This window comes from Candidatus Mycobacterium wuenschmannii, from assembly GCF_030252325.1.
GTDB lineage: Bacteria > Actinomycetota > Actinomycetes > Mycobacteriales > Mycobacteriaceae > Mycobacterium > Mycobacterium wuenschmannii.
On the sequence record NZ_CP126981.1, the window covers coordinates 1,560,422 to 1,576,570 of the forward strand.

At 66.1% G+C, this 16,149-nt stretch carries 16 protein-coding genes; 7 read left to right on the forward strand and 9 right to left on the reverse strand.

The genetic code is table 11. The features are described from left to right. Window positions 1–11: 11 nt before the first annotated feature. Window positions 12–1,604: a Na+/H+ antiporter gene (locus PT015_RS07580; RefSeq protein ID WP_285190020.1), complete on the forward strand. Its 1,593-nt coding sequence runs from the start codon at window positions 12–14 to the stop codon at window positions 1,602–1,604. Between the two features lie 9 nt (window positions 1,605–1,613). On the opposite strand, the gene PT015_RS07585 is transcribed toward PT015_RS07580, so the two are convergent. Then, on the reverse strand, window positions 1,614–2,300 hold the full coding sequence (locus PT015_RS07585) for a sensor domain-containing protein (RefSeq protein ID WP_285190021.1): 687 nt from the start codon (window positions 2,298–2,300) through the stop codon (window positions 1,614–1,616). A 132-nt stretch (window positions 2,301–2,432) separates the two neighbouring features. On the opposite strand from PT015_RS07585, the gene PT015_RS07590 reads away from it, so the two are divergent. Continuing rightward, complete coding sequence (locus tag PT015_RS07590) at window positions 2,433–2,945, forward strand: nitroreductase family deazaflavin-dependent oxidoreductase (RefSeq protein WP_285190022.1); 513 nt, start codon at window positions 2,433–2,435, stop codon at window positions 2,943–2,945. Between the two features lie 101 nt (window positions 2,946–3,046). After that, entirely contained in the window at window positions 3,047–4,192 is a 1,146-nt protein-coding gene (locus PT015_RS07595; RefSeq protein ID WP_285190023.1) for a glycosyltransferase, read from the forward strand. 7 nt (window positions 4,193–4,199) lie between these two features. Here the strand turns inward: PT015_RS07595 and PT015_RS07600 are convergent, their stop codons facing one another. Continuing rightward, complete coding sequence (locus PT015_RS07600) at window positions 4,200–4,601, reverse strand: hypothetical protein (protein WP_285190024.1); 402 nt, start codon at window positions 4,599–4,601, stop codon at window positions 4,200–4,202. Window positions 4,602–4,684: 83 nt separating this feature from the next. Beyond that, window positions 4,685–5,446, reverse strand: coding sequence for an SDR family oxidoreductase (locus PT015_RS07605; protein WP_285190988.1), 762 nt, complete (start codon window positions 5,444–5,446; stop codon window positions 4,685–4,687). Window positions 5,447–5,670: 224 nt separating this feature from the next. Here PT015_RS07605 and PT015_RS07610 point away from each other — a divergent pair, with 224 nt between their 5' ends. Together PT015_RS07610 and PT015_RS07615 are read left to right on the forward strand one after the other, a co-directional pair. Continuing rightward, window positions 5,671–5,871, forward strand: coding sequence for a hypothetical protein (locus PT015_RS07610; protein ID WP_285190025.1), 201 nt, complete (start codon window positions 5,671–5,673; stop codon window positions 5,869–5,871). Window positions 5,872–5,899: 28 nt separating this feature from the next. Beyond that, complete coding sequence (locus tag PT015_RS07615) at window positions 5,900–6,871, forward strand: aldo/keto reductase (RefSeq protein WP_285190026.1); 972 nt, start codon at window positions 5,900–5,902, stop codon at window positions 6,869–6,871. On the opposite strand, the gene PT015_RS07620 is transcribed toward PT015_RS07615, so the two are convergent. The 4 genes from PT015_RS07620 to PT015_RS07635 all read right to left on the reverse strand — a co-directional run bounded on the left by PT015_RS07620 (window position 6,868) and on the right by PT015_RS07635 (window position 12,309). Further along, window positions 6,868–7,725 (reverse strand): transglutaminase-like domain-containing protein, encoded by an 858-nt coding sequence (locus PT015_RS07620; protein WP_285190027.1) that lies wholly within the window; start codon window positions 7,723–7,725, stop codon window positions 6,868–6,870. The two genes, PT015_RS07615 and PT015_RS07620, sit on opposite strands and share 4 nt — an antisense overlap. A gap of 159 nt (window positions 7,726–7,884) precedes the next feature. Further along, window positions 7,885–10,062 (reverse strand): glutamine synthetase III family protein, encoded by a 2,178-nt coding sequence (locus PT015_RS07625; protein WP_285190028.1) that lies wholly within the window; start codon window positions 10,060–10,062, stop codon window positions 7,885–7,887. Window positions 10,063–10,198: 136 nt separating this feature from the next. Then, window positions 10,199–11,278: an NAD(P)H-dependent amine dehydrogenase family protein gene (locus PT015_RS07630; protein WP_285190029.1), complete on the reverse strand. Its 1,080-nt coding sequence runs from the start codon at window positions 11,276–11,278 to the stop codon at window positions 10,199–10,201. 5 nt (window positions 11,279–11,283) lie between these two features. After that, window positions 11,284–12,309, reverse strand: a complete 1,026-nt coding sequence (locus tag PT015_RS07635; protein WP_285190030.1) for a Rieske 2Fe-2S domain-containing protein — start codon at window positions 12,307–12,309, stop codon at window positions 11,284–11,286. 113 nt (window positions 12,310–12,422) lie between these two features. On the opposite strand from PT015_RS07635, the gene PT015_RS07640 reads away from it, so the two are divergent. Next, complete coding sequence (locus PT015_RS07640; protein WP_285190989.1) at window positions 12,423–12,989, forward strand: TetR/AcrR family transcriptional regulator; 567 nt, start codon at window positions 12,423–12,425, stop codon at window positions 12,987–12,989. Here the strand turns inward: PT015_RS07640 and PT015_RS07645 are convergent. Further along, window positions 12,982–13,764 carry a glucose 1-dehydrogenase gene (locus PT015_RS07645; RefSeq protein WP_285190031.1) on the reverse strand — a complete coding sequence of 261 codons (783 nt, stop codon included), beginning with the start codon at window positions 13,762–13,764 and terminating at the stop codon, window positions 12,982–12,984. The genes PT015_RS07640 and PT015_RS07645 overlap by 8 nt on opposite strands. A 97-nt stretch (window positions 13,765–13,861) precedes the next feature. Between PT015_RS07645 and PT015_RS07650 the strand changes: the two genes are divergently transcribed. Further along, complete coding sequence (locus PT015_RS07650; RefSeq protein WP_285190032.1) at window positions 13,862–14,647, forward strand: PE-PPE domain-containing protein; 786 nt, start codon at window positions 13,862–13,864, stop codon at window positions 14,645–14,647. Here the strand turns inward: PT015_RS07650 and PT015_RS07655 are convergent. Beyond that, on the reverse strand, window positions 14,644–16,086 hold the full coding sequence (locus PT015_RS07655) for a catalase (RefSeq protein ID WP_285190033.1): 1,443 nt from the start codon (window positions 16,084–16,086) through the stop codon (window positions 14,644–14,646). The two genes, PT015_RS07650 and PT015_RS07655, sit on opposite strands and share 4 nt — an antisense overlap. Window positions 16,087–16,149 lie beyond the last annotated feature (63 nt).

A 16,149-nucleotide genomic window follows, 5' to 3' on the forward strand; every position in this document is an offset into this window, starting at 1 on the left:
ATGATGTCCTGATGTTCGGCCTCGTCGTCATCGTCGCGTTGTTCGCCGTCGTCATCGTGGGCACGGTGGTGGGCCGGCGTTTCCGGGTGGGCCCGCCGGTGTTGCTCATCGGCCTCGGCGCATTGCTCGGCCTGGTCCCGCAATTCGGCCACGTGCGACTCGACGGCGAGATCGTGCTGCTGATCTTCCTGCCGGCGATCTTGTACTGGGAAAGCCTGAACACCAGCATCCGCGAGATTCGCGCGAACATGCGGGTGATCGTGCTGCTCAGCATCGGGCTGGTGATTGCCAGTGCGATCGCGGTGACGTGGACGGCCCGGGCGTTCGGGATGGAGTCGCACGCCGCGTCGGTGCTCGGAGCCGTGCTCTCCCCGACCGATGCTGCCGCCGTCGCCGGTCTGGCGAAGCGGCTGCCGCGTCGCAACCTCACCGTCCTGAAGACCGAGAGCGTAATCAACGACGGCACCGCGCTGGTGCTGTTCGGCGTCGCGGTGTCGGTCGCGATGGGTGGTGCGCCCGTGGGTCCGATCGACCTGACCGTTCGCTTCGTGATCTCCTACCTCGGCGGTGTCGCCGCCGGCCTGGTGATCGGCGGTGCGGTGACGCTGGTCCGGACGCGGCTCGACGCTCCCCAGGAGGAAGCGGCGCTGAGCCTGCTGACGCCGTTCGCGGCGTTCCTGCTCGCCTACGCGTTCGACTGCAGCGGGGTGGTCGCCGTGCTGGTGTCGGCGCTGATGCTGGCCTACGCGTCGCCGCGGGTGATCCGGGCGCGGTCGCGGTTGGTGTCGTTCGCATTCTGGGACATCGCGACGTTCCTGGTCAACGGCGCGCTGTGGGTGTTCGTCGGAGTCCAGCTGCCCAGCGCGATTCGGGGTGTCAGCCGGATCGACGGCGGTATCCAGCACGCGATAGCCATGGCGGTCGCCGTCACGTTCGTCGTCGTGGCGACTCGCCTGGTCTGGGGCGAGGCCACCACCTGGCTGGTCCGCTTCATCGACCGGCGCGAGGCGCAGCGCGAGCGCCGTATCGACTGGCGTCAGCGGATGGTGTCGGGGTGGGCCGGATTCCGCGGCGCCGTCTCGCTGGCCGCCGCCTTGGCGGTCCCGCTGACCACCCATAGCGGTGCGCCCTTCCCGGACCGCAACCTGATCGTGTTCGTGGTCTCGTTCGTCATCCTCACCACCGTGATCGTGCAGGGCAGCACCCTACCCAGCATCGTGCGCTGGGCGAAGATCCCCGAGGACGTGGCCCACGCCGACGAACTGCGACTGGGCCGCTGCGCGGGTGCGCAGGCCGCGCTGGACGCGCTGCCGGTGGTCGCCGCCGAACTCGGCATCCCCGACGCCATTCAGGACCGGATGCACGCGGAGTACCAGAAGCACGCCGCGCTGGTCAGGGCCAGCGACGACGGCTCCACCCGCGACGACGCCGAGGCCAAGAGCGACATGATCCGTCAGGTGCGGCTCGGCGTGCTCGAGCACAAACGCCGCGCCATCACCGAACTGCGCGACCAGCGTCGCATCGACGACATCGTGCTGCTCGAACTGCAGGAGTCGATGGACCTCGAAGAAGCGCGGCTACTGGGCCCGTCCGGACCCGACTGACCAAACGGGTTAGCGCGAAGCAACTTTCGCCGCGATCTGGTTGGCGATGTCGATCGCCGAGTTCGCCGGCTTGGCGCTGCAGGTGTTGACGTCGACGACGACGTTGTTGCGCACCGCCAGCGCGCGCCCGCACGCCCAGCCGCCGGTCTTCGCCTCTTGCTGCGTCGAAGTCGCGCTCAGCACGTCGTTGTCGGCCGATATCGGACTGACGTCCCACACCGTCCGGGTCTGCGTGTGGGTGTACTGGTGGCAGGCCGGCCAGCGCAGCAGGGAACCGACGAAGAAGACGTGCGCCTGTTTGACCGTCGGGAACAACACCACCGCCTGCTCGGCGTAGTGGGTGAAGTTGTCGCCGTCGTTGAGCTCCTGATCGCGCATGCCGGTGAAGCCGCTGTTGGCGTACACCGGGGCCTGCGCCGACCCGTCGAGAGCCAGGCACTCGGGCGGCCGCATGGTGGCGCTGTCGTCGCCCATCGCGTCGTGACTGCGGATCACCGCCATCTCGGCGGCCCCCATCAGCGGGTTCACCTGCGCGGGCGTGAGCAGTAACGACTCGAGTTCCCGCTCGACGACCGGCCGCGGGATCAACGACGTGATCGTCGTCGTCGTGGACTGGTTGCTCTGGTTGCTGCTGCCGCATCCCGCGACGAGCAGCCCGACTCCGGCCACTGCCAGCGTGGCCGCCACATCGCGCATCTCCTCGTGTCCGTCCCCTCGTTCCCGGCCCGATCGACCCTACCCCGCACTGAGAGCGTCATACCCAGTCGCCCGACGCCCGAATCGTGCTGAAAGCTCCTCGGGTGAAACCGAAATGAGTACCGTCGATGCGTGCCCCTTCGGAGGGAGAGCCCGCTACGCGGTCGGCGCCTGCGCATCGACGAGGCGCTGCTGGAGAGGGCGCTGATGAGTCCGGTCGGCTATCAATTCCTGCTTCACCTCGCGCCGCAGATCGACACCGTCCTCATCCCGCTGACCCACGGCCGCATGAGCTCGGCGGGCATCGACAAGGTCGGGCTTGTCACCACCACCGGAGCCAAGTCGGGACAGGTCCGCACCCATCCGCTCGCGTTGCTGCCCGATGCCGACGGGCTGCTGGCGATCGGCTCCAACTACGGCCGCGCCACGCATCCGGCGTGGACGGCCAACCTGCTGGCCCACCCGGAGTGCACGGTCGAATTCATGGCGGCGCCCGCGCCCTACCGGGCCGAGTTGCTGACCGGGGAGGCCCGCGCGTCGGCGTGGGCCGCGGCCACCGACTTCTATGCCGGCTACGAGCGGTACCGACACAAGTGCGCGCCGCGTGAGATCAGGGTGTTCCGCCTGCGACCCGGCACCGCCTGACCCACGTCGGCCTCTCGAGATCTGCGGTGTTCACGGCCTGTTCAGCGAGAAGTCAGTGTCAGATCGTTGACCGCACACGAGCACCGCGTGTGCTTTGGCGTATGCGTGTTGTTCAGGTCGCCAACTTCTACGGGCCACGCTCCGGTGGGCTGCGCACGGCCGTGGATCGGTTGGGTGCGGAGTACTGTGCCGCCGGTCATCAGGTCGTCCTCATCGTTCCGGGCCGGCACGCCGAACACACGCGACTGTCGACCGGTGTCGAACGAATCATCGTGCCCGCCAAGCTGATTCCGTTCACCGGTGGCTACCGTGCCGTGTTGCCCGGGCCGGTGCGAACGCTGCTGGAGGATCTGCGGCCGGACACCCTGGAGGTGTCGGATCGGCTGACGCTGCGGTCGCTGGGACGCTGGGGCCGCAACCACGGCGCGACGACGGTGATGATCTCCCACGAACGCCTCGATCGTCTTGCCGCGCAGATACTTCCGCGCCGTACGGCGCGCCGGTTCGCCGACTTCGCCAACCGGCGGACCGCAGCGGACTACGACACCGTGGTCTGCACGACGGGTTTCGCACGCGAGGAGTTCGACCGCATCGGCGCGACCAACACCGTGACCATTCCGCTCGGCGTCGACCTGGAGACCTTTCACCCGTCGCGCCGGTCGGCACTGATCCGTCAGCGCTGGGCCACCCCGGGCGAGATCCTGCTGGTGCACTGCGGACGGTTGTCGGTGGAGAAGCGGGCCGACCGCAGCATCGACGCGGTGGCCGCCCTGTGCGACGCCGGCGTCGCCGCACGACTGGTGGTGGTCGGCGACGGCCCGTTGCGCGCCCGGTTGCAGCGCCAGGCGGCGCGGTTGCCGGTCGACTTCACCGGGTTCGTCTCCGAACGGCGCAGTGTGGCCGAGTTGCTGGCGTCGGCGGATGTCGCGCTGGCCCCCGGGCCGCACGAGACGTTCGGGCTGGCCGCGCTGGAATCACTGGCCTGCGGGACGCCCGCGGTGGTGTCGCGGACGTCGGCCCTCGGCGAGATCATCACCCCCGACAGCGGCGCGCTGGCCGACAACAACCCGCAGGCCATCGCCGACGCGGTCAGCACCGTCGTCAGTCGACCCGAACAGCATCGACGTGCGGGCGCGCGTCAACGCGCGGAGATGTTCACCTGGCAACGCGCGGCGGTCGGAATGCTGAGCACGCTCGGCGGCGCCGCCAGCGACGACGACCCCGGCGGTTCTCAGCACACCGCCTGAGAACGACCTAACCGGTGCCGGCTGGGCCCACCTGGCCAGTCAGCGGATTGACCTGGACTGTCATCGGCCCGCCGGTCGGCTGCCGGCCCTGCGCCGCGGCGCGCTGCTGCGCGGCCTGCGCCAAGGCGTTGACCACCGGGTTGTTCTTCGCCATCTCGCGGCGGTCTTCCTCGGACAACTCGTAGAACGACCACAGCCCCCACGCGGACGGCCGAACGTAGACCGTCACCTTCTGGTGCCGGCGCTTGTTGGCGGTCAGCACCGCGGGCACGGCCACGACGCGGTCCAGGGTCGCCGAGCTCACCATCTCCTGCGCGATCTTGTCCACGTCCACTCCGTCCTGGAGTTCGTAGACCATCGACTGGTGGGCTGTGTGGTGTGGGCCCTGGAGGGCCATGTACCACGCCATCCGCGTCTCCTTCGCTCGTGATTCTCAGCGCAACTGTAGAGGACGAGCGATGGCCGCAGTGCCGATTGACATTGCGGCCTGGGCTAATTCGTGTCGGGGAATGCGACCTGGCTGGCGGAGGCGCCCCGCGCGACGACGACCGGCATCGAAGTCGAGGAGTTGGTTTGCAGGATCGTCTGCACCACCTCGATCAGGTCCTCGACCGGCATCAGCTTGCCGGGCATGCAACCACCCGACATCCACAGCGGATAGGCCTTCATCGCCAGGTCCATGTCCCACCCGGCGTTCATGCCGGTGGCCGCGTCGCCTTCGCCGCCCGCGCACTCCCCGACGATGAGCGAGGTGAATCCGATGTCGGGGTGCTCGGCGCGCCAAGCGTCGACGAGGCGCTCCAGCGCGGCCTTGCTCACGCCGTAGGCGCCGAGTCCCGGCCACGGCGGCCCGAAGCTGCCGGCATCGGAGGACAGGAAGACGGCCTTGCCCGCGGTGGCGGTCAGGTGCGGGATCGCCGCCGCGGTGGCCAGCGATGCGCCGATCACGTTGGTGTCGAAGATGCGCCGCCAGGTGTCGGCGCCGGTGTCGACCATCCGCACCAGCGGGCTGATCGCGGGCGTGTAGATGAGGTTGTCGATGCCACCCATCGACTCGGCGGCCTGATCGAATGCCGACCGGCAGGACTGCTCGTCGGTGACATCGCATTCGATGGCGACCGCACCCGGCCCGGCCTCCTCGGCCGCGGCATCGATCCGGGCCCGCCGCCGCGCCATGAGCGCGATCTTTCCGCCGCGTTGCGCCAGTCCGATGCCGATACACCGGCCGAGCCCACTCGACGCCCCGACGACCACTGTCCGTGACATTTTCGCCCTCTCTTGTAACGTGCGCGCTGCAGCCACAGCGTATCGGCCGGCATCCGACCGTTGTGCATTCGTGCCGAATTCGAGGCCGGGGCTTGGCCGTCCGGATAGTTGGACGCGCGTAGATTGTGAGTTTAGACACGTTCGGGCAGGGCTAAGTAAATCTCAATCACTAGAGGTGCGCCTCGCGCGCACGGATGAGTTGGGGCAGCGACATGACCACTTTGACGGTTTCCGAAATCACCAAGGACGAGCGCGACTACGACAACTGGCTTGCCACGTTGTCGCAGGCGTCGGAACGCCTCGACGACCTGCAGACCGTGGTCGACGAGCTGCGCGAATTGTGCGCGCACGAGGAGGTCGTCCGCAGCAGCGAGGTCATGGCCGTCCTGCAGAAGCACCACGCCGTCTCCTGAACCCGGCGGCCTCAGTACCGTGGGCTAGATGAAGTATCTGGACGTCCGCGGCGTCGGCAGAGTCAGCCGGATCGGACTGGGCACCTGGCAATTCGGCTCTCGCGAGTGGGGCTACGGCGACAGCTACGCATCCGGGCCCGCGCGTGACATCGTCCGCCGTGCAAGGGCTTTGGGCGTCACCTTCTTCGACACCGCCGAGGTCTACGGACTCGGCAAGAGTGAGCGGATCCTCGGCGACGCTCTTGGCGACGAGCGCGACCAGGTCGCGGTGGCCAGCAAGATCTTCCCGGTCGCCCCGTTTCCCGCGATCGTGAAGCAACGCGAGCGCGCCAGCGCCCGCCGCCTGCAACTCGAGCGCATCCCGCTCTACCAGATCCACCAGCCCAACCCGGTGGTGCCCGACTCGGTGATCATGCCGGGCATGCGCGACCTGCTCGACAGCGGCGCGATCGGAGCGGCCGGGGTCTCGAACTACTCGCTGGCCCGGTGGAAGCAGGCGGATGCCGCGCTCGGCCGGCCGGTGATCAGCAACCAGGTGCATTTCTCGCTGGCCCATCCGCAAGCGCTGAAGGCCATGGTGCCGTTCGCCGAGCAGGAGGATCGCATCGTGATCGCCTACAGCCCGCTCGCACAGGGACTGCTGGGCGGGAAGTACGGCGTGGACAACCGGCCCGGCGGTGTGCGCGCGGCCAACAGGTTGTTCGGCACCGAGAACCTGCGCCGCATCGAGCCGTTGCTGCAGACGCTGCGCGACGTCGCCAAGGACGTCGACGCCAAGCCCGCGCAGGTGGCACTGGCGTGGCTGATCAACCTGCCCGGCGTGGTCGCCATCCCCGGCGCGTCCAGCGTCGAGCAGCTCGAATTCAATGTCGCCGCAGCCGAAATCGAGTTGAGCGCGGAGTCGCACGCGGCGCTGACGGACGCCGCCCGCAACTTCCGACCGGTGTCCGGCAAACGCTTTCTCGCCGACTCGATCCGCGAACGGCTACACCTGCGCTAGCTCAGGCTCACCAGGTGGTCGATCGAGTCGATCGGCAGCTCGCCGTCGACGTAGGCCGTTATCATGATGTTGTTCAACATGATTGAGCCGGAGTGGTTGTCCAGGAACGCGGTGTCGGCGGCGTCACGGCCGGTGGCGATGCGCACCATCGACTGGCGCGGCGCCAGACACGTCGCATCGACCACCCGCCATTCCCCTTCGATCAGCGCCTCCGCCACGGCGTGGAAGTCCATCGGATCGCAGCCCGGCGCATAGACCGCCACCAGTCGGGCCGGCACATTGACCGCCCGCAGCAACGCGACGACCAGGTGCGCGTAGTCGCGACACACTCCCGCGCCGGCCAGCAGCGTGTCGGCGGCGCCGTCGATCGGATCGCTGGATCCCGGCACATATTGCAGTCTCGACCCGACCCAGGCGGCGACTTTCTCCAGCAGCGTCGCCGAGTCGGTGTACTGCCCGAACTCGGTGGCCGCGAACCCGAAGAATTTGTCGGCCTCGGCGTAGCGGCTGGGCCGCAGGTAGGTGATCACGTCGATGTCCCGGACCGGTGCGGGTTCGGCTTCGCCGGAGACCGTCGCCTGATAGGACAGGCTGACCGAGCCCTCCCCGACCTCGATCGAATGGATGCGGGTGTCGTGTGGCCCGATGATCTCGCGCGGCTGAAGTTGCTTGCCGTTGAACGTTATTGAGAGCGACTCACGAACGTCGAGGCCCGGCAGTCGCGCCACCGCGACCTGGAATTCGAGCGTCGTGGCAGCAGTGACCTGGACGTCGATCTGCGCGCCGACTTCGCGGTTGGCGAGCGTCGTGGTCGTGGCCTCGCCGCCGTCGGTCTGGTCCTGCCATGAGGGCATGGTTGTACCGCCCTTTCGTTGTCGCAACATTTGCGCGCCGAGACAATGGGTTGCCGTCGACCGATGTCCCACGAAATTCTTCGCAATTCGCCATCGGCTGCGGACTCAACCAGGGCACAGACTTCGAGTCCAGAGTATAGGTCGACGGGATTGGGTGCCTCAGAGGATGTACAGCATTTCCTGGTAAGTGGGCAATGGCCACAGATCGTCGGCGACAACGCCTTCCAAAGCGTCGGCCGCCGTGCGGATCGCCGTCATCGCCGGCAGCAGTTTCTCCTGGGCGTGCTTGGCCTCGTCGAGCGCCGACTCCGCGGAGTGATCGGCCAATGCCGCCTTCAGCTCCGCGAGCCCGGACTCCAGCTCGGCCAATTGACCCGAAACCGCTTCCAGCGCAGTCATGCTCGGTGGCACGCCGGCCGCCTTCAAAGCAAGCACGTTCTGCGCGAGCTCGGTCTGGTAGCGGATCGCGGCGGGCAGGATGATCGTGCTGCCGATCTCCAGCGCCAGCTTGGCCTCAACCCCGATGGTCAGCGCGTACTGCTCCAAGCGCACCTCGTAGCGGCTGTGCAACTCGCGCTCGTTGAACACGCCGTACTTTTCGAACAGCTCGATCGCATCCGGCTTGATCAGCTCCGGGATGGCGTCCAGGGTGGTCTTGAGGTTGGGCAGTCCGCGCTCGGCGGCCTCGATCTGCCAGTTGTCGCTGTAGCCGTCGCCGTTGAACACGACCGCGCCGTGCTCGGTGATCACCTCGGTGAGCAGTTTCTGCACTGCGGTGTCGAAATCCTCACCGTCGGCTGCCGCCTGCTCGAGGATCGTGGCCATGTAATCGAACGAATCGGCCATGATCGAGTTGAGCACGATCATCGGCACCGCGACCGTCTGACCGGAGCCGGGAGCCCGGAACTCGAACCGGTTGCCGGTGAACGCAAAGGGGCTGGTGCGGTTGCGGTCACCCGCGTCCGTGGGCAGGTTGGGCAGCGTGTCGACACCGATGATCATGGTGCCCTTGCCCTTTGACGATGTGGCCGCCCCCTTGGCGATCTGCTCGAACACGTCGGCGAGCTGCTCGCCGAGGAAGATCGAGATGATCGCCGGCGGCGCCTCGTTGGCGCCGAGACGGTGGTCGTTGGTCGCCGAGGCTACCGAAACCCGAAGCAGCCCACCGAATTTGTGCACGGCGCGAATCACCGCGGCGCAGAACACCAGGAACTGCGCGTTCTCGTGCGGGGTATCGCCGGGCACCAGCAGCGAACCCAGCTCGGCGTTGCCCATCGAGAAGTTGACGTGCTTGCCCGATCCGTTGACGCCGGCGAACGGCTTCTCGTGGAACAGGCACTCCATGCCGTGCTTTTTGGCGATCGTCTTGAACACCGTCATCAACAGCTGCTGGTGATCGGACGCGATGTTGGCGCGCTCGAACATCGGTGCGATTTCGAACTGGCCGGGCGCCACCTCGTTGTGCCGGGTCTTGGCCGGGATGCCGAGCTTGAACAGCTCACGCTCGGTGTCCATCATGAAGCCGAGTACCCGCTCCGGCACGGCGCCGAAGTAGTGGTCGTCGAATTCCTGGCCCTTGGGCGGCTTCGCGCCGAACAGGGTGCGACCGGCGTTGATCAAATCGGGCCGGGACAGGAAGAAGTGCCGGTCGATCAGGAAGTACTCCTGCTCGGGACCGCAGAACGAGACGACGTGGTTGAGGTCCTTGTGGCCGAACAACTTCAGGATGCGCTCGGCTTGGGCGCCCATCGCCTGCTGGCTGCGCAGCAGCGGTGTCTTGTAGTCCAGCGCCTCACCGGTCATCGACACGAAAATCGTTGGAATACAGAGCGTCTTGCCGTTCGGGTTATCCAGGATGTAGGCGGGGCTGGTGGCGTCCCAGCCGGTGTAGCCGCGGGCCTCGAAGGTGCTGCGCAGCCCGCCGGACGGGAAGCTGGACGCGTCGGGCTCGCCCTGGATCAGGGTCTTGCCGGCGAATTCGGCGAGGCTCTGGCCGTCGGAGACCGGTTCGAGGAAGCTGTCGTGCTTCTCGGCGGTGAACCCGGTCATCGGGTAGAACACGTGCGCGTAATGGGTGGCGCCCTTTTCCAGCGCCCAGTCCTTCATGGCCACCGCGACGGCGTCGGCGACGGCGGGGTCGAGCTTGGCACCCTTGTCGATGGTGGCGACGACGGACTTGTAGGTCCCCTTGGGCAGGCGGGCCTGCATCTCGGCCTTGGTGAAGACGTTCGAGCCGAAGATTTCACCCGGCTCTTCGCCGGGGTCGAAGCTGATCGCAGGAGGCACGTACGCCTCGACGTTGGTAATTGCCTGCAGGCGTACAGCATTGCCGCTCAATGGAGTCCCTATCGCCAGATTGGTCAGCTCGGTGTCGCTGACACTAGGGACGATCGGTTCCGGGAATGTTACGTCGCTGTCAAACTCTGATGGCCGCGGCGTCGTTCGCCGTCAGGGTGGTGTCAGGGCTGGGCGCTCATCGCTTGAATCGACCGGCGAACCCGCGTAGGGGCAGGTCAGCGCTGGTCAACAGGCCGGGCGGCGCCGCAACGACGCCAGCGATGGCGGCCAATGCCGGCATGCCGGTGACCGTCATCCCGATGGACGCAAAGTTCGCCGGGTCGGACAAGTCGACACCGGGTTTGGGGAAGATCATGTGCTTGTTGTAAACGCACGGGTCTCCCATGATCTGCGTGATGTAGCAGCCCTTGATGTGCCAGCTCGGGTCCGTGTGTGGGGTCATCTGCCATTCCAGATGGGTCTCGACGCGCGGCACGCCGTCGACCATGCCCTGATATTTGATGTAGTTGCCGCCCAACGATCCCTTGGGCAGCGTGTACCAGCCCAGGTCGACGTCCTTGGTGCAGGCGCCCAACTCGTAGCTGAATTTCACCTCGTCCAGCGTCAGGTCGAAGCAGTCGGCCATCATCAGCACGCTGTCGGCGAACACCCGCGTGTATTTCTCTAATTTGGACGGGATCGACGGGTCCTCCACGGGTAACCCGTAGCCGACCTCGATCCAGGTGTCCTTGGAGTGGTGACACGACACGTCCACCGACTCGATGGTGGTGACATTCTCGATCTCGGCGACGTCGGCCGAACACACCACGCCCAGAATCTGATTCAGCCCCGGATTCATCCCGGTGCCGTAGAAGCTGGCACCGCCCTTCTCGCATGCCTCGGCCAGCAGCTTGCTCACCGGCTTGCCGGACGGGTGCGGATGATTGGTGTCGCGGTGCCAGCCCGTGATCCAGTCCGCGGTGGTGACGATATTGATGCCGGCCTCAAGGACTTTCACGTACAGGTCTTCGTCGGGAAAGACGCCGTGAAAGGTCATCACGTCCGGCTTGGCGGCGATGATCTCGTCGACGCTGCCGGTGGCCTTGACTCCGTTCGGTGCGATGCCGGCCAGTTCGCCGGTGTCCTTGCCGACCTTGTCCGGCGAATAGCAGTGCACCCCAATCAATTCCAGGTCCGGTCGTAACGCAATGCGTTTGATCATCTCCGAACCGACGTTGCCGGTGGCCACTTGGAACACGCGTAGCGGTGCGGTCATTCGGGTCAGCCTTTCTGGGATGCGGTGTAGACCTCGGCGGCGCTGCCACCGATGCCGTCGGGATAGAACTGTTTGGCCCACGTGCGGATGGCGGTGAAGCCCTCGTATTCGGCGGTCGCCAGGGCGGGCGGGTCCGAATAGCGTTGATGGCGCCAGATTTCGACGTCCTGCTCGAACTGGCGGATCACTTCCTGCCCGAATTCACGGGCTTTGGTTTCGGCGCGTTCGGTGTCCTTGCCGGGTGTGCGGCCGATGTGGACCATGAACCGGACGTCGGAGGTGGACTCGTCCACCGGGGTGATCGCCGAGATGGTGCGGTTGTCGATCATTCCGTAGCTTTTCGTCACCGCGATACCCAGTCCACCGTTGATCGCCTCGACGCGGCTGTCGATGTCTTCGATCTTCTGGTTGTCGTCGCCTTCGAAGGTGATGGTGAAGTCGACGAAGGAAACCGGCGCGGCGAAGTCGTGGCGGGTGAAGACCGGCACGATCGGCGTCTTGTGCACATACTTGAAATGCGCGAAGTCGACGCCGTTTTCGAGCACGTACTGCGGATGCATCTCGAGTCGCTCGCGGTACAACCGCTGCTGGGGGTAGTAGTCGGCCGCACTGCTGCCGTCGTCGAAGCCGGCGAAGATGTCGGGTGCCTCGAAGTACGGTTCACGGCCCTCGACGTCGTGCCAGATGTAGACCGACTCGTTGCGTTCGACGACCGGATAGGTCTTGATCCGCCGACCCCGGTTGGGCCGGTCTTGGTACGGGATGCAGACGTTGCGACCCTCGCGGCTCCACTGCCAGCCATGAAAGGGGCATTGCAGAATTTCGCCGACGACGGTCCCGCCGAAGCCCAGGTGCGCGCCGAGGTGTTCGCAGTAGGCGTTCATCACGGTCAGCGCCCCGGATTCGGCCCGCCACGCGACCATTTCCTGGCCGAAGTACGTCATCTTGTGAACGTCGCCGACACCGATCTCGTCAGACCAGGCGACCTGAAACCAGCCGGTCGGCTTCATCGGCAGTGGCGGTTTGGCCATGAGCGAGATCATAGAGGGTGCTATGAAAATGCGCTACCATCCAGTTCATGGCTCCCGCCGAGGTGCAGCAGCAGCGTCGCAGCAACAAGCGCGGACTCGCGACCCGCGAGGCGATGCTGGACGCCGCGGTGCGCTCACTGGCCTCCGGCGATCCGGGTGCCGTGTCGGCCAGTCGCATCGCCAAGGAGAGCGGCGCCACCTGGGGCGCCGTGCAATATCAGTTCGGCGACGTCGACGGATTCTGGGCGGCGGTGCTGCATCGCACCGCGGAGAAACGGGATGCGACGATGGCCGCGTTCACCAGTGCCGAGCCCGAAGCGCCGCTACGCGAGCGGGTCGCCGCGATCATCGACACGCTGTATCACGGCCTGGCGTCGCAGGATTCGCGTGCGATCGAAAATCTGCGGGCCGCTCTCCCCCGTGAGCCCGACGAACTGGAGCGGTTGTTTCCGCGCACGGCGGCCGAGTTGTTCTCGTGGGGCAAGAGTTGGCAGGAGACCTGTCAGCGCGCCTTCGCCGGCCTGGGCGTCGACCCGCAGCGCGTGCGGGAGGTGGCGGCGCTGATTCCCGGTGCAATGCGGGGCCTGGTGTCCGAGCGTCAGCTCGGCTCGTACGCCGACCTCGACGAGGCGCGCCGAGGGTTAACCAACGCGCTGGCAACCTATTTGGAGCCTAGGTGACCCATTCGGGCTGCTGTCCGGTGTCGACGGCGGAGAAATCCTTGTGTCCCAGCCCCGCCGTGCAACCGCCGTCGACCACGAATTCCGATCCTGTCGAATAGCTCGACTCGTCGCTGGCCAGGTAGATCACCAGGCTGGACACCTCCCGGGGCTCCGCCGCGCGGCCCAGGGCGGTCTGGAAGATGTCGTCGGGCACCCATTCGGTCATCGGCGTCTTGATCAGCCCGGGGTGGATCGAGTTCACCCGAATTCCGCTGGGCCCCAATTCGAGAGCGGTGGACTTCGTCAGGCCGCGCACGGCGAACTTGGTGGCGGTGTAGCCGTGACAGGCGATGGTCCCGGCCATGCCCTCGATGGAGGAGATGTTGATGATCGATCCTCGCCCGGCGGCCTTCATCGTGGGGGTGACGGCGCGGATACCGAGGAACACGCCGGTGAGGTTGATGTCGAGAATGCGTTGCCACTCCGACAGGTCGTATTCCTCGATGATGCCGACGTTGATGATGCCGGCGTTGTTGACCAGGATGTCGACGCCACCGAATTCGTCGATCGCGGTGGCGACCACCCGCTGCCAGTCGTCGGCCTGCGTGACGTCGAGATGCACGTAACGCGCTTCTGCCCCAACGTCTTTGGCGACAGCCTCACCTTCGGAGTCGAGGATGTCGCCGAACACCACCTTGGCGCCCTCGGCGACCAGCGCCGCCACGTGCGAGGCGCCCATGCCGCGCGCTCCACCGCTGACGACGGCGACCTTGCCCGTCAACCGACCTGCCATCGCATCCTCCATGTGCTCACGTTGTGCCACCGTTTGGGCGTGGTCGAGGGTAGTTTGCCCTCACAGTGGACGATTCTCTACGAGCGGACCGAGTGCAATGACGAAGTTGGCACAACGCTTGGCGGCGTTGGCGAGCGTCATCGCGGCCACGGGGTGCAACACCGTCGTCGCCCCGGTCATCGCTCATGCCGATGGCGTGACCTACACCGTCGAGCCGTTCGACTACGACTCGATCGGGCCGATGAACTTCTCGGTCACGCAGAAGCAGCTGGGCGGCAGCCTGTGCCCATGCGCGAAAGTGCCCTACCCGGCGGACGGTTTACACAATGACAAGGGCGTGGCGGCGCTGGTCGGCACCGCAATGCATCCCGGTGACACAGTGGCCGGCTTCAGCCTTGGCGCACAGGTCATTTCGCTGTACCTGGCACACAACACACCGCCGGCGGGCGTTCGGTTCGTCTTGCTGGGCGACACGTTCGCGCGCAACGACGAGCTGGTGTCGAAGGGCGAGGGCATTCCGCCGGACATCGCGAACCACGTCATCCTGGTCGCCCGTCAGTACGACGGCTGGAGCGACTCGCCCACCCGGAAAGACTCGCCGCACTACAAGTTGGCCCTGCAGAACGCCCAGATGGGCGCGGCCACCATTCACGACTACGTCAACGCCCATCTCGACGACCCGGCCAACGTGGTGACGACGCGCGGCAACATCACCGCGATATTGATCCCGACGCAGCGCTTACCGCTCAACGGAATGAAGCGGATGTTCGGATCCGACGCCGACGACCTCGATGCTCAGCAGCGACCGCTGATCGACAGTGCCTACGACCGGCCGAGCCCCACCGCCGAGCAACTGGCAGCGTCGTCCGGCGAACAGCGCTAGTCCGAGCGAAACTCCTCTTCGATCTTCTTCCCGAGGTCGGGATCGACGTTGTTCCAATACTCGAACGCCCGCGACAGCACCGGCTCCTTGACGCCCTTGGAGAGGTGTCCGACGATGTTGTGCACCAACCGGTCTCGCGCATCGTCGTCGAGGACTTCGCGCACCAGCGTGCCGGCCTGTCCCCAATCGTCGTCCTCGGGCCGCAGCGTGTACGCGGCGCGAATCAGTTCACCGTCAGCCTGCCAACGGATCTCGGAGGCCCGCGCTGGGTCGGCGTGCGGACCGCCGTAGGAGTTCGGCGCGTAGACGGGGTCGGTGACGTTGTTGATCCGCATCGCGCCGTCCTTGGAGTAGCTGTTGACCTCCACCTGCGGCGAGTTGACCGGGATCTGCTTGTAGTTCGTGCCCAACCGGGCGCGGTGCGCGTCGGCGTAGGAAAAGCCGCGGGCCAACAGCATCTTGTCGGGGCTCAGACCCGTGCCGGGCACGATGTTGTTCGGCTCGAACGCGGCCTGCTCGATCTCGGTGTGGTAATCGGTGACGTTGCGGTCGAGCGTCAACTTGCCGACGTCGATCAGCGGGTAGTCGCCGTGCGGCCAGACCTTGGTCAGGTCGAACGGGTTGAATCGGTACGTCTTTGCCTCATCGAACGGCATGATCTGCATCTTCAGCGTCCAACTCGGAAAGTTGCCGGCCTCGATCGCGTCATAGAGGTCACGCTGGTGGTAGTCGCCGTCCTCGCCGGCGAGTTGGTCACCTTCCTCTTGGGTCAGGAAGTCGACGCCCTGGTCGCTGATGAAGTGGTACTTCACCCAGAAGATCTCGTCGCTCGCGTTGATCCAGCTGTAGGTGTGGCTGCTGTAGCCGTTCATCTGTCGCCAGCTCTTGGGGATGCCGCGGTCGCCCATCAGCCACGTCACCTGGTGCGCCGACTCCGGCGTCAGCGTCCAGAAGTCCCACTGCATGTTGTGGTCACGCAAATTGGTTGCCTGCATCCGCTTTTGGCTGCGAATGAAGTGCTGGAACTTCATCGGGTCGCGCATGAAGAACACCGGCGTGTTGTTGCCGACCATGTCCCAGTTGCCCTCGGACGTATAGAACTTCAACGAGAATCCGCGCGGGTCGCGCCAGGTGTCTGGACTGCCGCGCTCGCCGGCGACGGTCGAGAACCGGATCAGCGTGTCGGTCTTGGTGCCGGGTTGAAAGACGGCCGCCTTGGTGTACTTGCTGACGTCGTTGGTCACCTCGAAGTGACCAAACGCTCCGCCGCCCTTGGCGTGCGGCTGGCGCTCCGGGATGCGCTCCCGATTGAACTGCGCCATCTGCTCGATCAGGTAATGATCCTGCAGCAGGATCGGGCCGTCCGGCCCGACGGTCAGCGATTGCTTGTCGCTGGGCGCGGGGGCGCCGCCATCGGTGGTCGTGTACTTCTCCGTCATCGAAGCCTCCTTGTTGAGCAGCAGCGCCTGATGGGCTGGCGGCGCGCTGCCGGTATAGATACC

What these genes read in the sequence shown, in the direction of transcription:
- PT015_RS07580 (WP_285190020.1), top strand. Translation starts at nt 12, where the DNA reads ATGTTCGGCCTCGTCGTCATCGTCGCGTTGTTCGCCGTCGTCATCGTG.
- PT015_RS07585 (WP_285190021.1), bottom strand. Translation starts at nt 2,300, where the DNA reads ATGCGCGATGTGGCGGCCACGCTGGCAGTGGCCGGAGTCGGGCTGCTC.
- PT015_RS07595 (WP_285190023.1), top strand. Translation starts at nt 3,047, where the DNA reads ATGCGTGTTGTTCAGGTCGCCAACTTCTACGGGCCACGCTCCGGTGGG.
- PT015_RS07600 (WP_285190024.1), bottom strand. Translation starts at nt 4,601, where the DNA reads ATGGCGTGGTACATGGCCCTCCAGGGCCCACACCACACAGCCCACCAG.
- PT015_RS07610 (WP_285190025.1), top strand. Translation starts at nt 5,671, where the DNA reads ATGACCACTTTGACGGTTTCCGAAATCACCAAGGACGAGCGCGACTAC.
- PT015_RS07615 (WP_285190026.1), top strand. Translation starts at nt 5,900, where the DNA reads ATGAAGTATCTGGACGTCCGCGGCGTCGGCAGAGTCAGCCGGATCGGA.
- PT015_RS07620 (WP_285190027.1), bottom strand. Translation starts at nt 7,725, where the DNA reads ATGCCCTCATGGCAGGACCAGACCGACGGCGGCGAGGCCACGACCACG.
- PT015_RS07630 (WP_285190029.1), bottom strand. Translation starts at nt 11,278, where the DNA reads ATGACCGCACCGCTACGCGTGTTCCAAGTGGCCACCGGCAACGTCGGT.
- PT015_RS07635 (WP_285190030.1), bottom strand. Translation starts at nt 12,309, where the DNA reads ATGGCCAAACCGCCACTGCCGATGAAGCCGACCGGCTGGTTTCAGGTC.
- PT015_RS07640 (WP_285190989.1), top strand. Translation starts at nt 12,423, where the DNA reads ATGCTGGACGCCGCGGTGCGCTCACTGGCCTCCGGCGATCCGGGTGCC.
- PT015_RS07645 (WP_285190031.1), bottom strand. Translation starts at nt 13,764, where the DNA reads ATGGCAGGTCGGTTGACGGGCAAGGTCGCCGTCGTCAGCGGTGGAGCG.
- PT015_RS07650 (WP_285190032.1), top strand. Translation starts at nt 13,862, where the DNA reads ATGACGAAGTTGGCACAACGCTTGGCGGCGTTGGCGAGCGTCATCGCG.
- PT015_RS07655 (WP_285190033.1), bottom strand. Translation starts at nt 16,086, where the DNA reads ATGACGGAGAAGTACACGACCACCGATGGCGGCGCCCCCGCGCCCAGC.